Genomic DNA, 23,979 nt, shown 5'->3' on the forward strand with positions numbered 1-23,979 from the left:
CGCTATCCCCGGTGCCCACCGCACCGTCACTGGATGAATGAAATAACAGGCCGGTCTCCGGGCTCGAGGAGGACGCGATTCACTGCATCACGACGTTGCCTGCACCTTCCCGGCCTTGGAGGCCAGTGGTCATCGCAGGCGACTCACTCATTACCGTTGCGGGGGCAGCGATGGGATTGGCCGGATGGCCTCACCATACTTCCCGATTATCCCCCATAGGGGGCACCTATCTTCAGTCGTGCCATCCTAAAGCAATTGCTGCAGCAGGCGCAATTTGGCCGCTCGAAGTCCCCTGCCGTGACGCCACGCACCGACTTTTCGTACAAAACCTGCCAGCGGCTGGCTAGATATCCCTTCATTTAAAGTTATGATATAACATATCATTTTAACCCAGCCCTGGCGGCGGCCAATCGAGGCTTCCAAATGGAAAATGCAGTGCTATGATCGCCGACCACCAAGGTCAGATTGGCCACCGCCCCCTGCCATTCGGAAATAACATGATGAAATACTCGCGCCCATTACTGGCATTTCTTGCGCTTTTCCCTACGTCATTTGCCGTGGCCAATAGCACGGAATACCCACTCGAGATAACCAACTGCGGTATGGAAATCCGTTTCGAATCGGCTCCTGATAGCACGGTAACGGCGGGACAATCGGCCACAGAAACGCTCTATGCACTGGGGCTATCCGACCGCGTTTCGGGCACATCAGTGTGGTTCAATCCAGTACTACCCGAGTTCAGCGAGGTCGATGCCAATATCGAGCGTCTCGCCGAAAACGACCCGAGCTTCGAGTCGGTGGTCAACAAGCGCCCCGAGCTGGTTGCCGCACAGTATGAGTGGCACGTTGGCCCCACCGGCAGCGTGGCGAGTCGCGACCAGTTCCATGAGCTGGGCATCGCCACCTACATCATGCCGGCCGACTGCGACACCAAGGACAACACTACCGGCGGTGACGGCACCCGTATCGACGCCTTTTCTCCCGAGCATGTCTACAAGGGCATCACCGAGCTGGCCGCCATCTTCGATGTGCAGGAGGCCGGGGAAGCGCTAGTGGCGGACCTGGCAGCCCGCGAAGCCAGCGCCATTGCCCAGGCCGAAGCCCTCGAGCTACCGCAGGACCTGTCGGCGGTGTTCTGGTTCTCTTCACCCGATCAGTCGGCCGACCCTTATGTCGCCGGCCGGCTCGGCGCACCGGGCTATATGATGGACGCATTGGGTATCGATAACGTGATCCAATCCGACGAAGAGTGGCCTAACGTTGGCTGGGAATCCATCGCCCGTGCCGATCCCGACATCATCGTCGTGGCGCATATGGACCGCCGCCGTTTTCCTGCCGACGACATCGAGAACAAGCTGGCGTTTCTGCACAATGATCCCGTTGCTCGCGAAATGTCGGCGGTGAGAGAGGGGCGCATCATCGAGATGGATGCCCACGCCATGAGTGCCACCCTACGCACGATATTCGGTCTCGAAGCGCTCTCCGAATCCCTGTCGACGCTCTCCTTCGCACCATGAGTCTCACCCTGGCATCAAACCCGCCTTTGCGCCTTCACTGGCACTGGGCATGGCTGACGCCGTTGGTCCTATTCATGGCAGTAATGGCGGGCACTTCCATCGGCGAAACCTCGATCCCGATGGATACCATTTTCAAGGTGCTGGCCAACCAGCTGTGGGGGGCGGGCTATGCCGTCGACCGGATCGATGCCGGGATCATCTGGAACTACCGCCTCAGCCGCGCGATTCTCGCCGGCTGCTGCGGCGCCGGACTGGCGCTGGCCGGGGTCGTGCTGCAGGCACTGCTGCGCAATCCACTCGCCGACCCCTTCCTGATGGGCATCTCCGCCGGCGCCTCCACCGGTGCCGTGGCGGTGACCATCGCCGGGCTCGGTGCCGGCGCGGTGACACTCTCGCTGGGCGCCTTCGCCGGGGCGGGGCTGGCCTTCGCCCTGGTGGTGCTGCTGGCGCATGCCGCCGGCAGCGGTACCGGCGGCGGCCGCGGTACCCAGGCCGCAGGCGCCATCATTCTGGCGGGGATCGCCGGCTCGCAGCTGTTCAATGCCCTGACCGCCTTTATCATCGCCAGGTCGGCGAGCGCCGAGCAGGCGCGGGGCATCATGTTCTGGCTGATGGGCAACCTCTCCGGGGTACGTTGGGACGATGTCAGGCTGGGGCTGCCTGCGGCCTTCGCCGGTTTGCTGGTCTGTCTTTGGCATCGCCGAGCGCTGGATGCCTTCACCTTCGGTGCCGACAGCGCCGCCTCGCTGGGGATTCCTGTACGCCGGGTACGCGGCATGCTGATTGCCAGCATGGCCCTGGTGACCGCAGTGATGGTCTCTATGGTCGGCGCCATCGGTTTCGTGGGGCTGGTGATTCCCCACGCCATGCGCTTTATCGTCGGTAGCCGCCACACCCGGCTGGTGCCCGCCTCGGCGCTGGCGGGTGCGGTGTTCCTGATCGGCGCGGACATCATCTCGAGGATCATCGTACCAGGGCAGGTGCTGCCGATCGGGGTGGTCACCGCGCTGGTCGGGGCACCGGCCTTCGCGGTAATTCTCATCCGGGGGAGCAGGGTACGATGAGGCTCTCGGCAGATCATATCGACTGGACAGTGCATGGCCATCGGCTGCTCGACGGCGTCAGCCTGGCGGTGGAACCCGGCGAGACCTTCGGCCTGATCGGCCCCAACGGCTCGGGCAAGACGACCCTGCTTAGGGTGCTGGCCGGGCTGCGCAAGCCGAAGCGCGGGCGCGTGCTGATCGACGACCAACCGATGTACGCCATGCCCCAGCGCGATATCGCGCGCACCATCGCCTTCGTCGAGCAGCAGGCCGAGACCCTCGATCGCATCGTGGTACGCGAGGCAGTAGCGCTCGGGCGCACGCCCTTCCTCACGGCGCTGCAGCCGTGGTCCGAGCATGACGACGCCATCGTCTCCCGGGCGCTGCATGACGTCGGCATGGCCCATCTGGCGGAGCGACTCTGGCATACGCTCTCAGGCGGTGAGCGCCAACGAGTGCATATCGCCCGCGCCCTGGCCCAGCAGCCCAGGATCCTACTGCTCGACGAGCCCACCAACCACCTCGACATTCGTCACCAGCTGTCGATCCTGCAGCTGGTCGAGCGGCTACCGGTCACGGTGGTGATCGCCCTGCACGACCTCAACCAGGCCATGGCCTGTGATCGCATCGGGGTGATGGAGGCCGGCCGCCTGGTGGATATCGGCCCGCCCGAGCGGGTCCTCACCGTCGACCGGCTGCGCCGCACCTTCGGCGTGCAGGCGGATTTTCTCGACGACCCCGGGGACCAGGGCCGAATCCTGCGTTTTCGCCACGCCCTGTGAGATCGCGAGCCAGGCACTTACTTCGGGTTCTTCGCCGTTTAGCGTGAAGCCACGACATGAACCGTAGCGGGATTCCCGGAGGCTCTAAACCTCGAGAGGATGGAGCCATGAGCGCATCGCAACGATACTCCCCCGAGGCGCGGCAGCAAAGCATGTGGATGGTCTTCGATTACGAAGCAGACTGTCGCTGCGGACCATATCAGCACCTGGAAAGCATGGAGTTCGCCACCCTGGAATGGATTGACTGGTTTAATCACCGGCGCTTGCTGGACCCGATCGACAACGTACCACCAGCGGAGCGAGGCGTACTGTATTATCAGGAACAGAGTCAAGCGTAGAAGGCAACCTGGCTCAAGCTAACAGATCTCCGAGAAAGCTGGGGCGGTTCAGCCACCAGGGTTCGACGGCCTCAGAGCAACAGGTTCGTCGAGCGACTGCACCGCACGCCGCTGAACGAGCACTTCCGCATCCAAGGGCGCACCAAGTAGTACGAGGCCTTGGAAGAGATGCAGCAGGACCTAGACGACCTAAACACGAAATGGCCGCATCAGGGGCGCAACATGAAGGGGAGGACGCCCAATGCCGTCTTCAAGAAAGGTCTCCCCAAAGCGACGAAGAGGGGGCCCGGGAAAACAGCAAACTATAGGGAGCCCACGGGGGAATGTGTCAGGCGAATACCATCACTGTACAGTCAGGTGAATCCTGTGTCTGCACACATGACGAATGCATTGTGATAAAAAACCTTTCCGAGCTATACCCCCCCTTGCTTACCCAGCAATGCTTTTATCGATGAAACAATATACCCAACATTATCATCATTCACCCCTGATAAATTTATCCGCCCAGAATCCAGCATATATATACAAAACTCCTCCCTTAGCACGTCTACATCTTCTCTGCCAACAGGAATCAATGAAAACAATCCCACACCATTACTAACATTCCTAAAAGCATCGTCACACCCTTGCTTACAAGCCTCTTTAATTAGCATACCCCTTGCAAACTTAACCCTGAGCGACATGCGACTTAATTCTTCCACCCACACCCTATTTAGTTCAGGAGACGACAGTATCTCACTAACAATCAATGCACCATGTATAGCTGGACTGGAAATACTTACTCTAGCCAACCTAGATAAATGAAGCTTGGCCTTTACACAGCTATCGCGGTTCTTACCTAGAACCACAAGAGCTCCAACCCTATCTCGATAAAGTCCAAAATTCTTGGAGCAAGAATACGCAACAAACATCTCATCCAGATGATCTGAGAACAGCTCTACGCAGTAAATGTCATCGCACAACCCATTTGCCAGACCATGATAGGCCATATCAATCACTGGAAACAGCCCTCTTTCCTTTACAACTTCCAGAACGGCATGCCATTGACATTTTGAAAGATCATAACCAGTAGGGTTATGCCCACAACCGTGCAAAATAATCACATCACCTTCTGGGATTTTTCTAATACTTTCCAGCATAATTGGAAAGTTTAAACCACCTCCACCACTTTGATAGGGATAGCAAGAAACCTTCATCCCTAAATGTAGAAAAATATCTATATGATTCCCCCATGTCGGGTCGCTAACCCAGACTCCCTTATCAGGGTCTATTTGTTTAAGAAACTCTGCCGCAAGCCTAACCGCTCCTGTTCCACCTATAGTTTGAATCGATAAAACCCTTCCATTTTCAATCAAACTACTCCTTTCCCTGAAAAGAAGCCAGGAAATAACATCACAAAACCCATCAAGACCACTTGAACCTTTATAGATTTTGTCCATAGCACTATCAACAACAAAACTTTCTGCTATCCTCACAGACTCCATTACAGGAGTATCCCCATATTTATCTTTATAAAGACCAATCCCCAGGTCAACCTTCCTAGGGTTAGTATCATTCATAAAGTGTTCGCTAAGTGTCAAGATTGGGTCAGGATGAGTCATCTCAAGGCTTTCAAACATAAAACACCTCCCAAAAGAACTAAAACAAAAGCCGTGTCTCGCACAACCGATCCACGGCTTAAGGAGAAGTTAACCACTCTGTTCCCTTATACAGCTCTTCTGGCCAGCTTACTTGCCTCCTCTAATATTATATCTTCTTGGCTAGCAACCAACTTTCTAGAAGCAAGCCTTTCACACAGCTCAAAGATATCAACACCGAAGTCAGACGAGACTTTCTGGACATATGTCCCGTAGCCAGTAAACAGCCCATGCATCCCTGTCATAATGTTTATTGCCTTTATATCAGGAACACTGCTTATTATGCTATTTTCAGCGTACAAGGATAGATTAACAAGGTCCTTGAACTTGACATTCATTTTGTACCCATATCTTTCAAACACAGCGACTACAGCCTCCAACTGCGTGTTTCCTGAACCCGCCCCAAAGCCTTTTATTGTGGCATCAACTATCTCTGCACCAGACTCTACTGCCGCAATTGAGTTTGCTACAGCAAGGCCAAGGTTATTATGAGCATGATAGGCAATAGTAATTCCTAGATTTTCATGCAAAACTGAGACTTTTTCACTGACAATATCAGGGGTCGAGTACCCAGCACTGTCCATGAGGACAATGCCATCCGCCCCTGCGGCTTTCATTCCTGAGGCTTCTTTTAGGAGTTTTTCGGCATCAGCCATGTGAGACATTATGAGAACGCCATACACCATCTTATCTTTCGCTTTAAGATACTGTATCGGCCTATAAGTTATATTACTTTCCGTGCAGTGGCTAGCAATTCGAAAAACATCCACACCAATTTCAATGGCCATATCCAAGTCAGAGTGCTTACCCACACCCGGAACAAAGTGGACACCCAGCTTGGATCTCGTACAATTTTCTCTAGCAACGGATAACATGGTTTCATCATCTACTTTGGCAACACCAAATGCACTGGATGACGCTCCAAGTCCATATCCGTGACCAACTTCGACGATATCTAACCCAGCTCGATCAGCCCCTTTACAGTAATTAGCTATCTGCTCGACACTAAGCTGGTGCTTAATCGCGTGATTACCATCTCTCAGAGAGCAATCACTAATAGATATGTGCTTATTTTTCATGCCAACCTCTCCTCAATGGCCACTGCTCTTGAACCAGCGCCACTCACCTTTGATTTAAACTTTGCAACGGCTATTGCAGCAGAGTTGATGATATCTAGATTCCCTGAGTACTCAGGAAGATAATCGCCACTGCCATACACCTGAACTGCTAAGGTTACACTACCGGAGTCAACTAATGGCTCGAGCACCAGATTATATCCTGGAACATACTCCTTAACTTTTTTCACCACACTGTTGACATTGCTTCTCAGCCTTTCAATATCAACCTTTTCACAGCGAGCATATAGAGTAGTTTGCATGCACACTTGAGGAACTGCTGGATTTATATTCAATATGGCTTTCGACGCCTCCGCATCGGTAAAACTTCTAAGTGCAAATTCTGTGGTTTCAACATACTCATTAAGATTTTCCCTAGTTGCAATCCCTGCACTGTCAGATGAAATGCTAGAGATCACCTCGACATACAAGACCTTTTCACAGGAATTCTTTAATGCGTATGCCAGTGGCAAGCTTGCTTGCCCACCACAAGTTATCAGATTTATATTCCTTGAATCTTTTAATGATTCCATATTTATAACGGGAACGCAGAGTTCCCCGAGCTTTGCTGGAGTAAGGTCAACAACAAACTTATTATGTTTACAGAAAACCCTATCATGCTCTGCGTGCGAACTTGCCGATGTCGCATCGAAAACGATATCAATTTTGTCGATATTATCTTCAAGGTAGGCAATTCCTTCGCTTGATGTCGCGACTCCCCTCAGCATTGCCTCTTTCATGCCTGGACTATCGCTTCTTCGCCCTACGACAAAGCGTAGATCCAACTCTTTAGAATTAATTGTTTTGTACATCAAATCAATCCCGATACTTCCGGTACCAATTATAGCCACTCTATTTGACATACCCTCACCCTATTAAGGAAGCTGTGGAAGAAAAACCATCTGCTGCTGGCAGATCAAGCATGCACCTTTTACATTAACCCCGCGTTTCACTATTGCTTCAGCAACGTTGTCAGCTCAACTTGAATGCCACCACCTCACCGCCGGGCCCTTTCATCAAGGTCGACTGTGTCGACCCTCCACCCTAACACGAAGGGCCGAAAGACTTTCCAACCACATGATTTTTCAACAAAAAATACGATAACAGATATTCTCACAGAACCACTCTGGCACATCATACCCATGAAAAACAAAACCCATTATTAGTGAAAAGAGCACTTCATAAACGTAAGATTAATGAAACAAAATCTTATTCATAACGACATGCCACCGTAATCTATTGCGTGCAAAATCTACGCCTCAAGATAGTAAAACCCTAAACCTTTATCATTGAGGCCAGCATGCTTAGCCCATATCGAAAGACAGCAACAACCAGCCTGATTGGACTCTTAGCTGCACTATCGCTTCAGGCTAACGCCGAACTCTCAGAACGTTATACTGATGCCGATGGAGACATGATTGCCGACATCCCACCCGATGAGAGCCAGTGGGTAGACCCTGACACACTGGTCTTCGCCTATACTCCTGTCGAAGATCCTGCTGTTTACGCTAATGTCTGGTCCGACTTTCTCGATCACCTGAGCCAGGTGACTGGTAAAGATATCCAGTTCTTCCCTGTCCAATCCAATGCCGCCCAGCAGGAGGCGCTACGCGCTGGCCGACTGCACGTGGCCGGATTCAACACTGGCGGTGTGCCTCTAGCGGTTAACTGCGGAGGGTTCCGCCCCTTTGCCATGATGGCAGGCGAGGACGGTAGCTTCGGCTACGAGATGGAGATCATCACCTACCCGGGAAGCGGCATCACCTCTGTAGAAGACCTAACCGGGAGAGAGCTCGCGTTTACTTCTCAGACATCGAATTCTGGATTTAGGGCTCCATCGGCAATCATCAAGTCTGAGTTCGGGATGGAAGCTGGCGTTGACTTCGACACTCCCTTCGCTGGCACTCATGAGAACTCGATCCTGGGGGTCATACATCAGGATTACGACGCCGCAGCAATCGCCAATTCCGTTATCACACGAATGAAAGCAAGGGGGGTGATTAGCGAGGATGATTACGAAGTCATTTATACCTCTGCCACTTTCCCCACAACTCCCTACGGCACCACTCACAACTTGCATCCTGAACTACAGGAAAAAGTCAAGGAAGCCTTCTTCAGCTACGACTGGGAAGGTACGCAGTTGCAAGCGGAATTTTCCAACAATGGAGAAAGCCAGTTTATTCCTATCGATTACGCCGATCGCTGGGAGATTATCCGCACCATCGCCGAGGCCAATGGCGTGACCTACGACTGCGATTAATCCGCGATCTAATTGTCAAGCCATTGATCCTGCACGGGCCAGGAGGACCTTCGCTCTCCAGGCCCGTGCGCATGCAAGGGAGACCCGACATGCTGACCCTGTCCCAGGTCACCAAGCGCTACCCCACCGGGGACCGCGCCCTGACCGATATCGACCTGACCCTGCCGCGGGGCCAGGTGATGGCACTGATCGGCCCCTCCGGGGCCGGCAAGAGCACCCTGATCCGCTGTGTCAATCGCCTGGTGGAACCCACCAACGGTAGCATTCGCCTGGAGGAGACCGAACTGACCCGCCTCTCGGGCAAGGCCCTGCGCCGGGCGCGCCGCACCATGGGCATGATCTTCCAGGAATACGCCCTGGTGGATCGCCTGACGGTAATGGAGAACGTGCTCTCCGGGCGGCTCGGCTACGTGGGCTTCTGGCGCAGCTTCCTGCGCCGCTACCCCGCCGACGATGTCGCCGAGGCTTTCCGGCTGCTGGGGCGTGTTGGCCTACCCCAGGCCATGGACAAGCGCGCCGATGCCCTTTCAGGCGGCCAGCGCCAGCGGGTCGGCATCGCCCGGGCGCTGATCCAGCGTCCGCGGCTGCTGCTGGTGGACGAGCCCACGGCAAGCCTCGATCCCAAGACCTCGCGGCAGATCATGCGCCTGATCCGCGAGCTGTGCGCGGAGCGTGACCTGGCCGCCATCATCAATATCCACGACGTGGCGCTGGCCCAGCAGTTCGCCGACCGCATCGTTGGCCTGCGCGCCGGCGAGATTGTCTTCGATGGCAAGCCCAGCGAGCTCGACGCCGAAACCCTCACCACCATCTACGGCGAGGAAGAGTGGGATACCCAGGCCCAGGGCGAAGAGACCCCGAGCACACCGGCTGCCGCAGCGGCGCCCTCTCCTCAGCTGACCATGGCTACCGGAGGCGCCTTATGAGCCGCCAGGCCCTGGCCCAGGCGGGCCGCTGGCGGCGCCGGCCGCTGATCGAGAATCCCAGGCTACGCTGGGGGCTGGTGGTGGGCCTGGCCGTCTACCTGGTGGTGGCCCTGGCCTCGGTGGAGGTCAACTGGGCACGAGTCGCCGAGGGCGCCAGCCGCGGGCTGAACTTCCTGGCCGCCTTCGCCCAGCCGGACTTCGTCTCGCGGCGCGTCGATATTCTCGACGGCATCCTCGAGAGCCTGACCATGACCTTCACCTCCACAGTGATCGGCGTGGCCCTGGCCATTCCGGTGGGACTCGGCGCGGCGCGCAACATCGCCCCCTGGCCCATCTACTACCTGTGCCGGGGCATCATCACGGTATCGCGCACCTTCCAGGAGGTCATCATCGCCATTCTCTTCGTGGTGATGTTCGGTTTCGGCCCCCTGGCCGGCATGATTACCCTGGCTTTCGCCACCATCGGCTTCATGGCCAAGCTGCTCGCCGAGGACATTGAGGACCTGGACTGGCGCCAGGTGGAGGCGGTGCGCGCCACCGGGGCAAGCTGGTGGCAGACCATGAACCACGCCGTGCAGCCCCAGGTGATGCCGCGGCTGATCGGCCTCTCCATGTACCGCCTGGACATCAACTTCCGCGAGTCGGCGGTGATCGGCATTGTCGGGGCGGGCGGCATCGGCGCTACCCTGAACACCGCCATCAGCCGCTACGAGTACGACACCGCGGCGGCAATCCTACTGATCATCATCGCCATCGTGTTGCTGTGCGAGTACTCCTCAAGCCATATCCGCCGCTGGACCCAGTGATGCAAAGGCAGCGCGCAGATCGCTCGCTCATTGCCTTTGCTTGAAAAGGAAAGCTCCATGCCCGTTTTTACGACTCCGCAGGGCACGCCCATCTGGCACCTGCGCACCACCCGCGCCCAGTGGCTGGGCTATCTGGCCTGGCTGGCCGGCGCCTGCCTCTTCCTGCTCTGCTGGAAGGTGATCTCCGACAACACCATGTGGGTGTTCGTGGAGGACGCCGGCCGCCAGGGCAGTGATCTCATCAGCCGCATGCTGCCACCCCAGTGGGAGGTGGCCCACCGGCTCTGGAAGCCCATGTGGGACACCCTCAACATCGCCACCCTGGGCACCCTGCTGGGCATCGCCATGGCCTTCCCGGTTGCCTTCCTGGCAGCCCGCAATACCACCCCCCATCCGCTGGTACGCAGCGTCGCCCTGGTGGTTATCGTCTCGTCGCGCTCCATCAACTCGCTGATCTGGGCGATGCTGCTGGTTACCATTCTAGGGCCCGGAGTACTAGCCGGCATCATCGCCATCGCCCTGCGCTCCATCGGCTTCGTCGGCAAGCTGCTCTATGAAGCCATCGAGGAGATCCACCCCACGCCGGTGGAAGCGATCAGCGCCACCGGTGCCGGCCGCCTGCAGGTGATGAGCTACGGCGTGCTGCCCCAGGTGATGCCCGCCTTCGCCGGTATCAGCGTCTACCGCTGGGACATCAACATCCGCGAGTCCACGGTGCTGGGGCTGGTCGGCGCCGGCGGTATTGGGCTGCAGCTTAACGCCGCCATCAACAGCCTCGCCTGGAACCAGGTCAGCGTGATCTTCGTGATGATCTTTGCCACCGTGCTGGTATCGGAGTGGATTTCAGCCCAGGTACGCCACGCCATCATATGATGAATAGTTTAGAAAGATTGGCTTCATGATTGGTAAGGCAGGAAGGGTACAGGCACTGGCTCTCTTGCTTCTACCGCGTGGTCCAAAGCGCCGCGGTTATTCTATGAATCTAGGGAATCCCGTTGGAAAAGTACTGCCGAGTAAAGCTTAGCGCCGTGGCAGCGGCCGAGCTGGGTGTCCAGGCCAGCAGCATCGCCAGGCTCGAGCATGTGGAAGTACATCGATTGGCGTCGCCAGTTACCTTACTTGCGACTCTCCCTCCCCCAGGTGTCATAGACATGCAACACCGTACCCTCAGGGTGGATTTTACGCGAAGCAAGTAGTACGCCACCCTCTTAGGAGCCCTAACATGACCAAATCGACCACTACTATCCTGATCGACACCCTGCAGCAGGCAGCCCGGGCGGCCGGTAAACTCCTCTACGAGGGTTACCAAGCCGTTGGAGCCATCGACTTCGAGTGCAAGGGCGCCTCGGATTTCGTGACCCACTATGACCAAGCAGCTGAACACGCCATCATTGAAACTATCCGACTTGCCCACCCCGAGGTGGGCTTTCTCGGCGAGGAAACCGGCGCCATCCCGGCCGGCGACAGCGACCTCACAGTAATCATCGACCCGCTCGACGGCACCAACAACTTCCTGCACCGTGTGCCTCACTTCTCGGTCTCTATTGCAGTGCGCCAGGGTGAGGCCCTCACCCACGGTGTGGTCTATCAGCCGCTCCTGGACGAGATGCTCTGGGCCATCCGTGGCCAAGGGGCTTATCAGGGATCGCAGCGGATGCCCGTTTTACCAGCACGTCCTCTCACTGAGATGCTGGTCGGCACCTGCCTGCCTTATCACAACAAGGGCGACTGCGCGACGAGCCAGCGACAACTCTCCGCGCTGATGCCCCGCGTGGCCGGGATTCGCAGCCCAGGCTCTGCCGCACTCGAGATTGCATATACTGGCCTTGGCCGGTTTGACGCTTTTTGGTCTCAGGGCGCGCGACTGGATCTATGGGACATTGCAGCAGGAATCGTCATTGCACGAGAGGCAGGATGCAAGGTCACCGACCTTTCTTGCAACCCAAATCCCGCTGAGTGGAACAGCTTGCTAGTAGCTAATCCAGAGCAGTATGATAAGCTTTTAAGCGTACTGGTCAAGTAAAAGGGAGGGGTGTCAAGGCGTATCATCAAAAAATCCTGTGCTTTTCGGATATAGACAGATGGCAGGATTAGTGTAGATGGTCGACAGGCTCCTGATTCTATCAGGCAAGCCGTCCTTCGAAGAGATATGTCGATCTAAGCGAAATCCCGACTGTCCACTGGTATATTGGTTTTCACCTGACTACAATTATCCCATCGATGATTCCAGCCGCGTGAAAGCCACTTTGGCTATACAAAGCCGCAATGGAATTATCTCGCTGACTTTATGGACAACATGGCCCTGACCTCACATAATCACCATATATAAAGAGCAATGCTGGGAGAGATTCTCACCAAAGTGATGGAAAACTTTCTACAACCTTCCCATATCAAGTGAAATGGGTAACAAGCCAAGCTTCCATAGTTCCGTCATCGCAACAATCTCCAAACTGAATGCATACGAATAACTGGTATTAACAACACTGACCCGAAACTGTAACAGAAACTCTGATACAATCGCACCCTTCTAATTGACCGATTGAAAGAAGTAATGATTTTTTATAACACGGGTGGAAACAATGAGTCTCGGCGTTTGGCTTACTTTTCTAATGGCTTCGTTTTTGGTGAGTGTATCTCCCGGTGCAGGAGCTATAAATACGATGAACAGCGGAATTAACAATGGTGTTAGATCCGCCTTCCCAACCATCTTGGGCTTACAACTTGGGTATGGCATCCAGATTCTAGCAGTTGCTATTGGGATTGGGACAGTCTTAGCATCTTCCACCACAACATTCTCATTTATTAAGTGGATGGGAGTTGCGTATCTAATTTGGCTAGGCGTTCAGAAGTGGAGATCACCTGGCTCCTTGGAAAACAGCAATAGTGAGGAGAATACAAAGAACAAGCAGTTCTGGCAATCTGCTTTCGTCAACCTAACCAACCCTAAAGCCACGGTATTTCTGGTCGCTCTTTTCCCCCAGTTCCTATCCAACAGCAGTACGTCATCTTATATGCCTCAGCTACTTCTCATGGGCGGAACACTCCTCGCTGTAGATATAATCGTCATGTTCTGCTATGCAGCATTGGCTAGCCAGCTAAAGCGATTTGTCAACTCCACATCAAGAATGAAACTTATGAATCGCGCATTTGGTTCATTTTTTATAATCGCTGCCATTATGCTTGCAGCTTATAAAAAGACTTGACTTCATGAGATCAGCACAAAAAGGAGGGTGCGCAGCTTTTCTTGCTGCCAAGATTCAAACTATTAAGCCTGGGGAAAAGTATTATGAGCTCTCCCCATCAGCCATCCAAGAACTCTTCAATGCTAGAATAAGTTGCAAAAGCCCTCCTTCCGTGCGGAAGGAGGGCTAGGTTTTGTACGAAAAGTCGGCGAGCGATGGCCAGACAAGGTAAAAATTGGCGAAAAGACGGAGTTTACGCGGTGTAAATGAGTACTTTGAGCCGATTTTTAACGCCGTATGGGCGAGCGCAGACAATTTTCGTACAGAGCCTAAGGTCATGCAACAAGCTGCCTGACCAAAGCCATCTCGACGGGATCACCATCCGTGTTGAGGGTATCTCGATGTGATCTCTCGCCCTCCACGCTAGGTTGAAAAGGCTTGTCGGGGTGCACCCAAGCGCTGGCTTGCCAAGATCGTCGGTCTGAGGGGTGCTCAGCCGATGGATTCCTTATCAGTGCTTGGTGGATGGGATGAAGCCATGCCTCCCACTGTTTGTACCCGAGCAGGGCCAGATGCGCGGCTCGTCCCTTCCCCCGACAAGCCTTCTAACTATTGCCCGCTCTGGGTCTCCTTCAACCCACCTTATTCACGAGGGCACCGACTCGCGCGTGTTGTCGAGGGCGTCACGCAGCAGCAGAGCGCCGCTGTCGCTGGTGGTACGGTCGGACAGAGCCGTTGCAGGAGGGTGTCCAGATGGATGGGCTTTCACCCATAGTGGATGGCTCTCTTGGATCAGGTTATTGGCGTAACACACTGTTTTTTCAAGAGAATGCCATCCGCTATCTTCGTTTTCAGGCTGGCCTCATGAATAAGCCGGGTTCAAACCTACAAGCTTGGCTGTGCCAACGGGCCGCCGCGCCCCACCATGGAATTCACGCTAACCTTTCAGGGGCACGAAGACCGGGGCGCCGTCGACCCAGGCGGTGGCGAGGCGCTGGCCATAGAGCCGTTCCAGGGCCGCGGGCTCCAGCATGGTGTCCGCCGGGCCCCAGCAGGCCTCGCCGTCCGGGTAGAGCAGCAGCAGGTGATCGCACCAGCGGGCGGCCAGGTTGAGGTCATGCAGGCACATCATCACCGCCCTGCCCTGCCGGGCCTCGTCGGCGAGCAGCGCCATCACTGCGGTTTGGTGGTGGAGATCGAGATGGTTGGTCGGCTCGTCGGCGAGCCAGATCTGCGGCGCCTGGGTCAGCACCGTGGCAATCGACAGGCGCTGGCGTTCGCCCCCCGAGAGCGTGCTGACCAGCCGCTCGGCGAGGTGCCCGACGTCGAGGCGTTCGAGCGCCGCCTCGGCCAGGCGCAGGTCCTCGCCGCCCTCCATCTGCCACGCCGAAAGCCACGGATGGCGACCGATCAGCGCGGTCTCACGCACCGTGGCCGGAAAGCCATCGTGGCGGTCCTGGAACACCAGGCCCAGGGTGCGTGCCACCTGGCGGCGCCCCAGCGCCGCCAGCGGGCGACCGTCGATCAGCACCTGGCCTGCCCGCGGCCCGCGCAGCCCGGCCAGGGTATGCAGCAGGGTGGTCTTGCCGGCGCCGTTGGGGCCGAGCACGCCCCACACCTGCCCCGGCTCGACGCTAAGCGTCAGCGCCCGGCCGTCGCGGCGGCCCGGCACGTCGATCACCAGCTCGTGAATCTCGAGGCGGTTCATCAGCGGCTCCGGTAGAGCAGGTAGAGGAAGGTGGGCACGCCGAGCAGCGCGGTGATCACGCCGACCGGCAGCTGCTCCGGGGCGATCATGGTGCGCGCGAAGGTATCAGCCAGCACCAGCAGGGTACCGCCGGCCAAGGCACAGGCCGGCAGAATCAAACGCTGGTCGTTGCCGAGCACCAGGCGCAGCATATGCGGCACTACCAGGCCGACGAAGCCGATGCTGCCGGCGGTGGTCACCGCCATGGCGGTGAGGGCGCTGGCGACAAGGTAGATCGTCCACTCCAGCGGGCGCACGTTGACGCCCAGCGCCGCCGCCTGCAGCGGGCCGCGGGCCATCACGTTGAGGCTGCGCCCCAGGGGCATCAGCAGCAGGCAGATGCCCAGCAGCAGCGTCAGCGGCGGCCAGGGGGAGCGCGAGTAGGAGAGATCGCCCATCAGCCAGTAGAGCATGCCGGGCAGACGATCCGCCGGGCTCAGCGCCAGCATCAGGGTGATCACCGCGCCCCACCCTGCGGCGACCACCACCCCGGTAAGCAGCAGGCGGGACGGCGTCCAGCTGCCGGTGCCGTGGGCCAGGCCGAACACCAGCAGCGTGGAGAGAAAGGCACCGGCAAACGCCGAGCCGCTGATCACCGCCCCGCCCAGCCCCGCCAGCATCGCCGCCAGTGCCCCCACCGCGGCACCGCCTGAGAGCCCCAGCACATAGGGGTCGGCCAGCGGGTTGCGCAGCAGCACCTGCATCAGGGCGCCGGCCACGGCAAGCAGCCCGCCCACCGCGAAGGCCGACAGCGCACGTGGCAGGCGCAGCTCGAGGACCAGCGTGCGCGACAGGGCGTCGCCCTCGCCGCGCAGTACTGCCCATAGCGCCTCCGGCGCCACGCTGGCACTGCCCACGGCAAGCGACATGCCCAGCGCAACAGCCCCGGCCAGCGCCAGCACTGCCAGCGGTAGCCACATGCCGCGGCTCGCCAGCATTGGCCGCGCACCCGGCTCAGCGGCGGCCACGCGCCACCTCGAGCTTTTCGCACAGGATACGACTGCCCTCGAGCAGGCGCGGCGTGGGGCGCTGAATCAGCGACGGCGGCACGAAGAACAGGTTGTCACGCGCCACCGAGGTAAGGCCGGGATACTGCTGCCAGTGGGTCAGCCAGTGGCGGTTCTCCTCGCCCATGCCGCCAGCGATGATCGCCTCCGGGTCGGCGGCCAGCACGGCTTCATCGTCGATGCGCGGCACCAGCCGCGAGAGCTCGCCGAACACATTGACGCCTCCGCACAGCTGGACCACTTCGCCGATCAGGTGCTCATCGTTGACGCTCATCAGCGGCTCATCCCAGACCTGATAAAAGGTCGCTACCGGCTCGGCGTCGGCGTACTCGGCGGCTAGCGCATGCATGCCGGTGCGAAACGCCGCGGCCACCTCATCGCCCTCGGCCTGGCTGCCTGCCAAACGCGCTAGGCGCTCGATGGTCGTGGCCACGCTTTCGATGCTGCGCGGCTCGATATAGAACACCGGCAGCCCGAGCTGCTCGATGGTCTCGAGCTGCTCGGGGGGATTGCCGGTGATCCAACCGATCACCAGGTCCGGCTCGAGGGAGACCAGGGTCTCCAGATCGACTCGGGTGTGGCTGCCCACCGAGGTCGCTTGCCGGGCCTCCGGGGGGTAGTCGCTATAGGCTACCACGGCGACCACCCGGTCGCCGGCGCCGGCGGCCCAGATCAGCTCGGTGGCACCGGGCGAGAGCGCGGCAATGCGGCTGGCAGGCGCCTCCAGGCACACCTCGCGGTCGCGGTCGTCGACCACGCAGACGGGCTCTGCGTGGGCGCTCCCCCACCATGGAAGGAGCCCCAACGCCAGTCCGGCCAACCGGCCGGGTATCGGTCTAGCGGCCAAAGTGCACACTGACGAACGCCGCACGTCCGGCGCTGAGGTAGTCATCGCCGTCGAAGAAGCGTGTCGTGACGTAGTCCTTATCAAGCGCATTCTCCACGGTCAGACGTGCCGACCACAGCGGGGCGAATTGCCAGCCGGCGCGCAGATTGACCAGTCCGTAGCCGCCAAGCCGTTCTTCATTCTCGGCATCGTTGTAGCGATGGTTCTGCACGATCCACGAGCCGCCCAGCGACCAGTCGCCCAGTTCGCGGTCGGCGTCGAGGCGCAGGCTCTGCGAGGCGCGCCGCTGGATGCGCTTACCGGTAGCGCGATTTTCGGGATCGCTATAGGTCAGCGCCGCCGCCAGCGTCCAGTCGTCGAGCTCGGCCCCGGCGGAAAGCTCGATGCCACGGATACGCGTGGTGGGAATATTCGTGGTCAGCTCGCCGCGCTGGCCGGCGATCAGGTTGTCGATATCGGTCTGATACAGCGCCGAGTCCCAGAACCAACGCGCATACTGACCGCGAACCCCGAGCTCGACCGTCTCGGATGTCTCTGCCTCCAGGTCGGGATTGCCGAAGCCCGGGAAGTAGAGGTCATTGAAACTCGGAGCCTTGAAGGCCGTGCCATAGCTTGCCCGCAGCGTATGCCGGTCATCGAGGTCGTAACCCAGCGCCAGACCGCCAGTGACTTCTTCGCCGTAGGCCTGGTTATCGTCGTAGCGTAGGCTGGCCTGTACCGCAAAGGGCGCGAAGTCCAGCAGCCCCTGGGCAAACACCGCAACGTTATCGCGGCTATCGACGGCATAGTCGTTGCTGCCCGACACCGCGTCTTCGCTGTACTCGGCCCCGGTGATCAGCTCATGCATGCCGAGATCGAGGGTATTCTGCCAGCGCAGCGTCTGAGTACGGGTATCGATGATGGAGTCGCCGAAATCGTCGAGGGAATCCAGCTCGTCACGCGCCTCGCTGAGTGTCAGCCGACTGGTCCACTGCGCGGTGATCGGCAACTCGGCGTAGACCCCGGCAACCTGCTGGACGAAATCGCTCTCGCCGCCGTCGAACTCGTTGCTGCCGCGGGCGCGCAGCGCCAGCACGCCGACCTCGCTACCGTCGCCGAAGGTATGCGACATCCGCGCCAGCGCCGTCGTATTGTCGTAGCCCTTGTCGTCACCGCCGCGGCGCACCGGCGTGCCATCGGTCGAGAAGTGGCTGCCGGCGAAGCTGTAACGGGTGCCGCCCTCACTGCCGGAGAAGCCGGCACTGTAGCGCTGGGTATTGAAGGAACCGCCGCCGGCAGAAATACGCGGGTGCGGACCGCCCGCCTCGGCGTCGTGGGTAAACAGCTGCACCACCCCGCCCACCGCGTCGGCACCGTACAGGCTGCCACGCGGGCCGCGCACGATCTCGGCACGCTGGAACATGCGCGGGTCGAGATAGTGCCAAGCCGCTCCCCCCGCGGTGGCCGAGCGCAAGCGAATGCCGTCGATCAGCAGCACGTTCTGATCGTTACCGGTGCCGCGCAGGTAGACACTGCTGTTCTTGCCGAAACTACCGTTGGTGGTGACATCGACGCCGGGCTGGCCACGCAGCAGATCGGTCACGCTGGTAGGGTCCTGGCGGCGCAGGGTGGCTTCGTCGAGCACGCTGACCGACGAGAGCGTTTCGTCGGCGGTGCGCGGCGCCAGGGCAGCGGTCACCACCACCGGGTTGAGCTGCTGAGCGTTGCTTGGGTCGTCGGCCGGTGATGCTGGCGAACTCTGGGCCTGGACGGCCAGCGGCAGCGCGGCCAGGGCGAAAGCCGCCAGGCCACGAGATGGGAGTGGAGCGTTCATGGAGAGTCCCTTGCTCGCCGTGCTCACCCGCACGGCGTCATGTTTATTGGCTTGCACGGTGCTCTCGGGCCGGTCTCCGGGCTGACGAGCGAAAGCCGCCATGGGCCTTCTCGAGCGTCGCCTTCCCATGCCCAAGCGGGCACAGTGGCATATCGACGGTCGTTGACTCGATCACCGTTGCGGGGGCAGCGTCGGAGTGGCGAAAAACGAGGGGTAGGACTCGCGCACCGACTTCCCGTTTACCTGGCGGCGAGCTCGCCGCCAGCACCTGAGAGTGGCGGTAAGCTAGCAATGCGCCTGGTAAAGGTCAATTCGTGACAGGTAGGCCAACGGTGAGTGAGGTCACCTTGTGAAGGGACGCCGGGGACAGGCCGAAGAGGAGGTTTGCGCCATGGGTGAGGAGGATTCCTCCGAACGGGCTGGCCATGGATGGCCAGCACCGGCCCTGCAAGCGAAGCAGGATGCGAGAGCGCAGCAGGGCGCAAGGTAGCGCCCAGGGATGGGTTCACAGCGCCTCCTCGTGGGCCTGTCGCCGGATCAGTCCCGAGCGGCACAACTACCTAACTGTGCTCCTGGTGTATCTAACCTCCGATAGAGCCCATGGCGCACATACCAGACCCGCTCGCAGCGCGCCGCGGCGTCCTGAGCCAGCCAGCCGTTGAGATCGCGCAGGCGGCGCCGCTCGGCGCCCATCGGCACGATGCCGCGGCCCATCTCCTCGACGATCAGTACCACCTGGGCGGCGCTCTCGGCCTCGGCGGCGCGCAGGGCGTCGAGACGCTCGATCAGCGCCAGGCGCAGGGCGTCGTCGTCATCTGCCCCACGCTCGACCGCCGCCTCGATCCAGGCCGCCCAGCCGCTCACCACCAGCGTTTCGCCGGGCGCAGGCAGGATCGCCTGGCGCACTGCATCTTCCTGCGCCTGCCAACGAGCATGGGGATACCAGCGCTGGACTAACCCGCGCTTGCCGGCGCAGGCACCGCCGACGACCAGCTGCATTGCCACTCTCCTTGCGACTTGTCGAAGCCGAAGCAGCGTCCTTCGGCCTGGGACACGCTGCCGTCCCAGAAGTCGATGGCCTCGAAGCGACGCCGCAGCTCGCGAATCACCCCGCCGTGGGTCACCACCAGCACCCGCTGCCAGGCGTGCGCCTCGGCGGAAGCGAGCAGCTCGGCAAACCAGGCATCGAGCCGCGCCCGCAGCGCCGCGGCCGACTCACCCTCAGGCGGGGCCTGTTCGCCCTGGCTGTCGATCCAGGCGCGATACTGCGGCAGGTCCTTAAGGTCGTCGTAGCACTTGCCCTCGTAGGCGCCGAAGTCCATCTCGCGCAGGCGCGGCTCGACGTGGAGCGCCGTATCGCCCTCGCGCCCTTCCAGGACATGCGCCAAGGTCTGCCGGCAACGGCCCAGGTCGCTGGAGTAGACGGCATCGAAAGGCCGCTCGCTCTGATAGGCGCGCAGGTAATCGCGCAGGCGGTCCAGCGCCGGCACGGCATCGGGCAGCAGCAGCGGTATATCGCGCTGGCCCTGGTAGCGCTGCTCGACATTCCAGGCCGTCAGCCCATGACGGACGATAGTGACCACCAGACCACCAGCAACAGCCATAACTCTCCTCCCTCGATGGCGGCACCGACGATATCGCCGTTGATGCCCTTGAAGGCACGTATGATCAACGCGCCATATGACAACAGAAAGACCAGCAGCGCCCCGAGCGACAGCAGCCAACCCGGCGCCAGCCACCACAGCAGCACCAGCGGCAGCAGTGCCAGCAGCAGGTCACGATGGCCGAGGTGCTGCTGCCAGGACCAGGCCAACCCCTCCTCGCGCGCCACGGGCGCCAGCACCAGCAGTGCCACGGCCCCCAGGCGCCCCAGCCCCAGCACCGCCACCAGCCACACCAGGCCAATGCCGGCCTCGAGCCAGGCCCACAGCAGCGCCCCCTTCCAGGCCAGCTGGAACAGCAGCGCGATGATCGCGAAACTGCCAACGTGGGGATCCTTCATGATCACCCAGCGCTGCTCCATCGGGCGGTTGCTGCCCAGGGCATCGGCCACGTCCATCAGCCCGTCCAGGTGCAGGCCACCCGATAGCGCTACCCACAGGCTCAGCAGCAGCAGCGCCAGCAGCGGCGTCGGCAAACTGCCGAACAGCTGCCCGGCCAGCGCCAGCAAGCCTCCCAGCAGCATGCCGACCAGCGGATAGCAGCGCACCGCCCAGCGGCTGGTCGCCGGGGTCCAGGGGCAGTTGAGCGGGATCGGCACGCGGGTGAGGAACTGCAGCGCCAGCAGCAGCCCATAGCCGGCGTTGCTCATGGCAGGCTCCCCTTCCATACCTGGGGCAAGCCGGCGACCACCTGCACCACGCAGTCGGCCTCCGCCGCCACCCGGCGGTGTGCGGCCTGCAGCAGGGCCAGATAGCGCCAACTGGCGTCATCCTCGGGTGGCATGCCCTCGTTGATATCGTTGGAGACGACCACCAGCGCAATGTCAGCGGCGCGGGCTCTGGCCAGGGCCCGCTCGAGCTGGGCCAGTGCCGCCGACGCCTCGAGGTCAAGCTCGAACAGCACCCGACTGGCCCACAGCGTCAGGCAGTCGAGCAGCAGTACGCTTGCCGGCTCGACCTCGGCCAGGGCAAGGTCCAGGGTCGCGGCCTCCAGGGTTCGCCAGGCATCGCCACGCTCGACGCGGTGCCGGGCGATACGCGCCGCCATCTCGGCGTCCCCGGGCGTGGCGGTGGCCAGGTAGTAGCGTGCACCGCCGCGCTGGCGCTGATACTCACGCACCAGGGACTCGGCGAAGGCGCTCTTGCCGGAGCGGGCGCCGCCGCTGACGAAGGCGATCATGAGCAACCCCAGGCAGCCAATGCCTCGAGCAGACGCCGATTGGTGTCGCGCTCGCTCAGCGCCACCCGCAGCCAGCCGCCGTCGAGGCCATGAAAGTTATGGGTGTGCCGGGCCAGCAGGCCATGGGAGAGCAGGTGGAGAAACAGCGGATCGGCGCTGCCAGGGCCGCGCGGATCGCGCAGCAGCAGGAAATTGGCCTGGGTCGGCGGCGTCTCGAAACCGAGCCGCGCCACCCCGCCCTGCAGATAGCCACGCTCGGCGTCGAGCCAGGCCCGCGTGTGCCGTAGATACTCATGGTCTGCCAGTAGCGGCGCTACCAGCTCGGCGGCCAGGGCATTGACGCTCCACGGCAGTTGGCAGGCGGCGGCGCGGGAGATCTGCTCGGCACTCCCCAGCAGCGCGCCCAGACGCAATCCCGGCAGGGTGAAGAACTTGGTGAGCGAACGCAGCAGCAGCAGGTTGGGATAGTCAGCGAGCAGCGGCGTCAGGCGCTGGTCATCGTCGCTGAAATCGACGAACGCCTCGTCCACCACCAGGGTCGTGGCGTGGCGCTGCCCCAGGGCGGCCAGGGCTTCGATCTCGGCCCGCGGCACTATGGTGCCGGTGGGGTTATTGGGCCGGCACAGCCACATCACGTCGGCCTCGGCCATGGCCGCACCGGCGGCTTGAAGGTCGAGACAGAAGTCCGGCCCCGGCAGCCCCAGTCGTTCGATGCCGACGCCATAGTGGCGGCAGGCCCGGGCATACTCACCGAAGGTCGGTTCGACGATCACGGCCCGCTTGCCGGCATGCAGCGCGGCGGCGAGGAAGATCGCCTCGGCGCCGCCGTTGGTGAGCAGCACCTGCTCGGGCACCAGCCCCTCGGCGTCGGCGATCGCACGCCGGGCCGTGGGATAGTCGGGATCGGGGTAGCGTGCCAGGGCCGGCAAGGTGTCGCGCAGCCGGCTCTCCAGCCAGGCCGGCGGCCCCAGCGGATTGAGATTGGCGCTGAGGTCGGTCAGCGGCCGCTCGCCGGGCCAGCCGTGGCGCTGGGCCAGCGCGGCAAAGGCGCTCGGCTGGCCGCCGTGGCTAGGCCAGCCCTGGAGAGCGTCGTCATCGGTCACGGCCATATGCCTCCCAGCAGTAACAGCAGCGCTACCATGGGTAGCAGGAACATTATCCAGCCGCCATGCATCAGTCGCACGGCGGCGCCGATATCCGCCGCACACAGCGGCCGGTGAGGAGTGCCCAGGGTTGCGCGATGCGATACCTCGCCGGCGTAATAATTCACACCGCCCAGCTGCACGCCGAGCAGGTTGGCCACCATCGCCTCCGGCCAGCCGGCGTTGGGACTGGGGTGGTGTGGCGCCTGGCGACGGGTGGCTGCCAGCGCCCCGCGCCGTTGCCACTCACCGGGCAGCCACCAGGACGAGAGCCAGATCGCCAGCGCCGTCAGCCGTGCCGCCGGCCAGTTGGCCAGGTCGTCGAGCCGCGCCGAGGCCCAGCCGAAGTCGCGATAGCGGGCGCTGCGGTGTCCCACCATGGAGTCGAGGGTATTGACCGCCTTGTAGGCCAGTGCCAGGGGCGCACCGCCGATCAGCGCCCAGAACAGCGGCGCGGTGATGCCATCCACCGTGTTCTCGGCCACCGTTTCCACCGCGCCGCGGGCAATCTCGCTCTCATCCAGCGTCTGGGTGTCGCGGCCGACGATCATGCCCAGTGCCCGGCGCGCTGCCGGCAGGTCGCCCTCGGCAAGCGGTGCTGCCACCGCCCGCCCGGCATCGGCCAGGCCCTTGATCGCCAGGCAGCTCCACAGCAACCATAGCTCGGCGGCCCAGCCAAGCCAGGGATGCAGCCACCCCAGCAGGGTGAGCAGCACCCAACCGGCGGCATAGGCGCCCCCCACCACCAGCGCGGTCATCAACGCCCCAAGGCGGCGGCGCGATGCGCCCGGGCCATGGTTCCAGCGCGCCTCCAGCCAGGCGATGGCACGCCCGATGCCCACCACCGGGTGCGGCAGGCGCCGCGGGTCCCCCGCGAGCAGGTCGAGGATGATCGCCGCCAGCAGCAGGCCCAGGCCGGCGAGAGTCAAAGCACCGGCGAGTGCGCCGGGCAGCAGCCATTGCGACATGCGCGAGC

22 protein-coding genes, 2 pseudogenes and 2 riboswitches are annotated in these 23,979 nt (G+C 60.7%); of the genes and pseudogenes, 11 read left to right on the forward strand and 13 right to left on the reverse strand.

Annotated elements, in window-relative coordinates:
- Positions 1-31 precede the first annotated feature (31 nt).
- Positions 32-243, reverse strand: a riboswitch (cobalamin riboswitch).
- 257 nt (positions 244-500) lie between these two features.
- From QC821_RS02395 to QC821_RS02415, 5 genes and pseudogenes are all read left to right on the forward strand, one after another.
- Positions 501-1,517, forward strand: coding sequence for an ABC transporter substrate-binding protein (locus QC821_RS02395; protein WP_309717385.1), 1,017 nt, complete (start codon positions 501-503; stop codon positions 1,515-1,517).
- Complete coding sequence (locus QC821_RS02400) at positions 1,514-2,581, forward strand: FecCD family ABC transporter permease (RefSeq protein ID WP_309716483.1); 1,068 nt, start codon at positions 1,514-1,516, stop codon at positions 2,579-2,581. The genes QC821_RS02395 and QC821_RS02400 overlap by 4 nt, the downstream gene beginning before the upstream one ends.
- A complete protein-coding gene (locus tag QC821_RS02405) occupies positions 2,578-3,342 on the forward strand; it encodes an ABC transporter ATP-binding protein (protein WP_309716486.1) in 765 nt (254 codons plus the stop codon). The genes QC821_RS02400 and QC821_RS02405 overlap by 4 nt, the downstream gene beginning before the upstream one ends.
- Positions 3,343-3,527: 185 nt before the next feature.
- Positions 3,528-3,680: pseudogene (locus QC821_RS02410) on the forward strand (IS3 family transposase); the annotation flags it as partial.
- Between the two features lie 54 nt (positions 3,681-3,734).
- Positions 3,735-3,965: pseudogene (locus QC821_RS02415) on the forward strand (IS481 family transposase); the annotation flags it as partial.
- 128 nt (positions 3,966-4,093) lie between these two features.
- Here QC821_RS02415 and QC821_RS02420 read toward each other — a convergent pair.
- From QC821_RS02420 to QC821_RS02430, 3 genes are all read right to left on the reverse strand, one after another.
- On the reverse strand, positions 4,094-5,299 hold the full coding sequence (locus tag QC821_RS02420) for an amino acid aminotransferase (RefSeq protein ID WP_309716489.1): 1,206 nt from the start codon (positions 5,297-5,299) through the stop codon (positions 4,094-4,096).
- 86 nt (positions 5,300-5,385) lie between these two features.
- Complete coding sequence (gene dmpG / locus QC821_RS02425) at positions 5,386-6,396, reverse strand: 4-hydroxy-2-oxovalerate aldolase (protein ID WP_309716492.1); 1,011 nt, start codon at positions 6,394-6,396, stop codon at positions 5,386-5,388.
- Positions 6,393-7,295: an acetaldehyde dehydrogenase (acetylating) gene (locus QC821_RS02430; protein ID WP_309716495.1), complete on the reverse strand. Its 903-nt coding sequence runs from the start codon at positions 7,293-7,295 to the stop codon at positions 6,393-6,395. The genes dmpG and QC821_RS02430 overlap by 4 nt, the downstream gene beginning before the upstream one ends.
- Before the next feature lie 437 nt (positions 7,296-7,732).
- Here QC821_RS02430 and phnD point away from each other — a divergent pair, with 437 nt between their 5' ends.
- The 6 genes from phnD to rhtB all read left to right on the forward strand — a co-directional run bounded on the left by phnD (position 7,733) and on the right by rhtB (position 13,627).
- Positions 7,733-8,692 carry a phosphate/phosphite/phosphonate ABC transporter substrate-binding protein gene (phnD, locus tag QC821_RS02435; RefSeq protein ID WP_309716499.1) on the forward strand — a complete coding sequence of 320 codons (960 nt, stop codon included), beginning with the start codon at positions 7,733-7,735 and terminating at the stop codon, positions 8,690-8,692.
- 89 nt (positions 8,693-8,781) lie between these two features.
- Complete coding sequence (gene phnC, locus QC821_RS02440) at positions 8,782-9,618, forward strand: phosphonate ABC transporter ATP-binding protein (RefSeq protein WP_309716502.1); 837 nt, start codon at positions 8,782-8,784, stop codon at positions 9,616-9,618.
- Entirely contained in the window at positions 9,615-10,424 is an 810-nt protein-coding gene (gene phnE / locus QC821_RS02445) for a phosphonate ABC transporter, permease protein PhnE (protein ID WP_309716504.1), read from the forward strand. The genes phnC and phnE (QC821_RS02445) overlap by 4 nt, the downstream gene beginning before the upstream one ends.
- 57 nt (positions 10,425-10,481) lie before the next feature.
- The gene (phnE, locus tag QC821_RS02450) at positions 10,482-11,297 is read left to right on the forward strand and encodes a phosphonate ABC transporter, permease protein PhnE (protein ID WP_309716507.1); all 816 of its coding nucleotides are present in this window, start codon (positions 10,482-10,484) and stop codon (positions 11,295-11,297) included.
- A 349-nt stretch (positions 11,298-11,646) separates the two neighbouring features.
- Positions 11,647-12,447, forward strand: coding sequence for an inositol monophosphatase family protein (locus tag QC821_RS02455; RefSeq protein ID WP_309716510.1), 801 nt, complete (start codon positions 11,647-11,649; stop codon positions 12,445-12,447).
- Between the two features lie 556 nt (positions 12,448-13,003).
- Positions 13,004-13,627, forward strand: a complete 624-nt coding sequence (gene rhtB, locus QC821_RS02460) for a homoserine/homoserine lactone efflux protein (RefSeq protein WP_309716513.1) — start codon at positions 13,004-13,006, stop codon at positions 13,625-13,627.
- A 916-nt stretch (positions 13,628-14,543) separates the two neighbouring features.
- On the opposite strand, the gene QC821_RS02465 is transcribed toward rhtB, so the two are convergent.
- The 10 genes from QC821_RS02465 to cbiB form a co-directional block, all read right to left on the reverse strand.
- The gene (locus QC821_RS02465; protein ID WP_309716516.1) at positions 14,544-15,314 is read right to left on the reverse strand and encodes an ABC transporter ATP-binding protein; all 771 of its coding nucleotides are present in this window, start codon (positions 15,312-15,314) and stop codon (positions 14,544-14,546) included.
- Positions 15,314-16,291 carry a FecCD family ABC transporter permease gene (locus QC821_RS02470; RefSeq protein ID WP_309717388.1) on the reverse strand — a complete coding sequence of 326 codons (978 nt, stop codon included), beginning with the start codon at positions 16,289-16,291 and terminating at the stop codon, positions 15,314-15,316. The genes QC821_RS02465 and QC821_RS02470 overlap by 1 nt, the downstream gene beginning before the upstream one ends.
- 16 nt (positions 16,292-16,307) lie before the next feature.
- The gene (locus tag QC821_RS02475) at positions 16,308-17,252 is read right to left on the reverse strand and encodes a cobalamin-binding protein (RefSeq protein WP_479691074.1); all 945 of its coding nucleotides are present in this window, start codon (positions 17,250-17,252) and stop codon (positions 16,308-16,310) included.
- A complete protein-coding gene (locus tag QC821_RS02480) occupies positions 17,197-19,020 on the reverse strand; it encodes a TonB-dependent receptor domain-containing protein (RefSeq protein ID WP_309716518.1) in 1,824 nt (607 codons plus the stop codon). The genes QC821_RS02475 and QC821_RS02480 overlap by 56 nt, the downstream gene beginning before the upstream one ends.
- A gap of 50 nt (positions 19,021-19,070) precedes the next feature.
- A riboswitch (cobalamin riboswitch) is annotated at positions 19,071-19,307 on the reverse strand.
- A gap of 250 nt (positions 19,308-19,557) precedes the next feature.
- Positions 19,558-20,019, reverse strand: a complete 462-nt coding sequence (locus QC821_RS02485) for a bifunctional adenosylcobinamide kinase/adenosylcobinamide-phosphate guanylyltransferase (protein ID WP_309716521.1) — start codon at positions 20,017-20,019, stop codon at positions 19,558-19,560.
- Positions 19,974-20,624 carry a histidine phosphatase family protein gene (locus tag QC821_RS02490; protein WP_309716524.1) on the reverse strand — a complete coding sequence of 217 codons (651 nt, stop codon included), beginning with the start codon at positions 20,622-20,624 and terminating at the stop codon, positions 19,974-19,976. Before QC821_RS02490 ends, QC821_RS02485 begins: the two co-directional genes overlap by 46 nt.
- A complete protein-coding gene (locus tag QC821_RS02495) occupies positions 20,576-21,331 on the reverse strand; it encodes an adenosylcobinamide-GDP ribazoletransferase (protein WP_309716527.1) in 756 nt (251 codons plus the stop codon). Before QC821_RS02495 ends, QC821_RS02490 begins: the two co-directional genes overlap by 49 nt.
- Positions 21,328-21,861 (reverse strand): bifunctional adenosylcobinamide kinase/adenosylcobinamide-phosphate guanylyltransferase, encoded by a 534-nt coding sequence (locus QC821_RS02500; RefSeq protein WP_309716530.1) that lies wholly within the window; start codon positions 21,859-21,861, stop codon positions 21,328-21,330. The genes QC821_RS02495 and QC821_RS02500 overlap by 4 nt, the downstream gene beginning before the upstream one ends.
- The gene (gene cobD / locus QC821_RS02505; RefSeq protein WP_309716533.1) at positions 21,858-22,970 is read right to left on the reverse strand and encodes a threonine-phosphate decarboxylase CobD; all 1,113 of its coding nucleotides are present in this window, start codon (positions 22,968-22,970) and stop codon (positions 21,858-21,860) included. Before cobD ends, QC821_RS02500 begins: the two co-directional genes overlap by 4 nt.
- Entirely contained in the window at positions 22,961-23,971 is a 1,011-nt protein-coding gene (cbiB, locus tag QC821_RS02510) for an adenosylcobinamide-phosphate synthase CbiB (protein ID WP_309716536.1), read from the reverse strand. The genes cobD and cbiB overlap by 10 nt, the downstream gene beginning before the upstream one ends.
- Positions 23,972-23,979: the final 8 nt, after the last annotated feature.

Origin of the sequence: Franzmannia qiaohouensis, from assembly GCF_031451695.1 — a bacterium.
Lineage (GTDB): Bacteria > Pseudomonadota > Gammaproteobacteria > Pseudomonadales > Halomonadaceae > Franzmannia > Franzmannia qiaohouensis.

Bases quoted from the DNA above. Each gene is read 5' to 3' on its own strand.
- QC821_RS02395 (WP_309717385.1), top strand. From the start codon at position 501: ATGAAATACTCGCGCCCATTACTGGCATTTCTTGCGCTTTTCCCTACG.
- QC821_RS02400 (WP_309716483.1), top strand. From the start codon at position 1,514: ATGAGTCTCACCCTGGCATCAAACCCGCCTTTGCGCCTTCACTGGCAC.
- QC821_RS02405 (WP_309716486.1), top strand. From the start codon at position 2,578: ATGAGGCTCTCGGCAGATCATATCGACTGGACAGTGCATGGCCATCGG.
- QC821_RS02420 (WP_309716489.1), bottom strand. From the start codon at position 5,299: ATGTTTGAAAGCCTTGAGATGACTCATCCTGACCCAATCTTGACACTT.
- dmpG (WP_309716492.1), bottom strand. From the start codon at position 6,396: ATGAAAAATAAGCACATATCTATTAGTGATTGCTCTCTGAGAGATGGT.
- QC821_RS02430 (WP_309716495.1), bottom strand. From the start codon at position 7,295: ATGTCAAATAGAGTGGCTATAATTGGTACCGGAAGTATCGGGATTGAT.
- phnD (WP_309716499.1), top strand. From the start codon at position 7,733: ATGCTTAGCCCATATCGAAAGACAGCAACAACCAGCCTGATTGGACTC.
- phnC (WP_309716502.1), top strand. From the start codon at position 8,782: ATGCTGACCCTGTCCCAGGTCACCAAGCGCTACCCCACCGGGGACCGC.
- phnE (WP_309716504.1), top strand. From the start codon at position 9,615: ATGAGCCGCCAGGCCCTGGCCCAGGCGGGCCGCTGGCGGCGCCGGCCG.
- phnE (WP_309716507.1), top strand. From the start codon at position 10,482: ATGCCCGTTTTTACGACTCCGCAGGGCACGCCCATCTGGCACCTGCGC.
- QC821_RS02455 (WP_309716510.1), top strand. From the start codon at position 11,647: ATGACCAAATCGACCACTACTATCCTGATCGACACCCTGCAGCAGGCA.
- rhtB (WP_309716513.1), top strand. From the start codon at position 13,004: ATGAGTCTCGGCGTTTGGCTTACTTTTCTAATGGCTTCGTTTTTGGTG.
- QC821_RS02465 (WP_309716516.1), bottom strand. From the start codon at position 15,314: ATGAACCGCCTCGAGATTCACGAGCTGGTGATCGACGTGCCGGGCCGC.
- QC821_RS02470 (WP_309717388.1), bottom strand. From the start codon at position 16,291: ATGCTGGCGAGCCGCGGCATGTGGCTACCGCTGGCAGTGCTGGCGCTG.
- QC821_RS02475 (WP_479691074.1), bottom strand. From the start codon at position 17,252: ATGACTACCTCAGCGCCGGACGTGCGGCGTTCGTCAGTGTGCACTTTG.
- QC821_RS02480 (WP_309716518.1), bottom strand. From the start codon at position 19,020: ATGAACGCTCCACTCCCATCTCGTGGCCTGGCGGCTTTCGCCCTGGCC.
- QC821_RS02485 (WP_309716521.1), bottom strand. From the start codon at position 20,019: ATGCAGCTGGTCGTCGGCGGTGCCTGCGCCGGCAAGCGCGGGTTAGTC.
- QC821_RS02490 (WP_309716524.1), bottom strand. From the start codon at position 20,624: ATGGCTGTTGCTGGTGGTCTGGTGGTCACTATCGTCCGTCATGGGCTG.
- QC821_RS02495 (WP_309716527.1), bottom strand. From the start codon at position 21,331: ATGAGCAACGCCGGCTATGGGCTGCTGCTGGCGCTGCAGTTCCTCACC.
- QC821_RS02500 (WP_309716530.1), bottom strand. From the start codon at position 21,861: ATGATCGCCTTCGTCAGCGGCGGCGCCCGCTCCGGCAAGAGCGCCTTC.
- cobD (WP_309716533.1), bottom strand. From the start codon at position 22,970: ATGGCCGTGACCGATGACGACGCTCTCCAGGGCTGGCCTAGCCACGGC.
- cbiB (WP_309716536.1), bottom strand. From the start codon at position 23,971: ATGTCGCAATGGCTGCTGCCCGGCGCACTCGCCGGTGCTTTGACTCTC.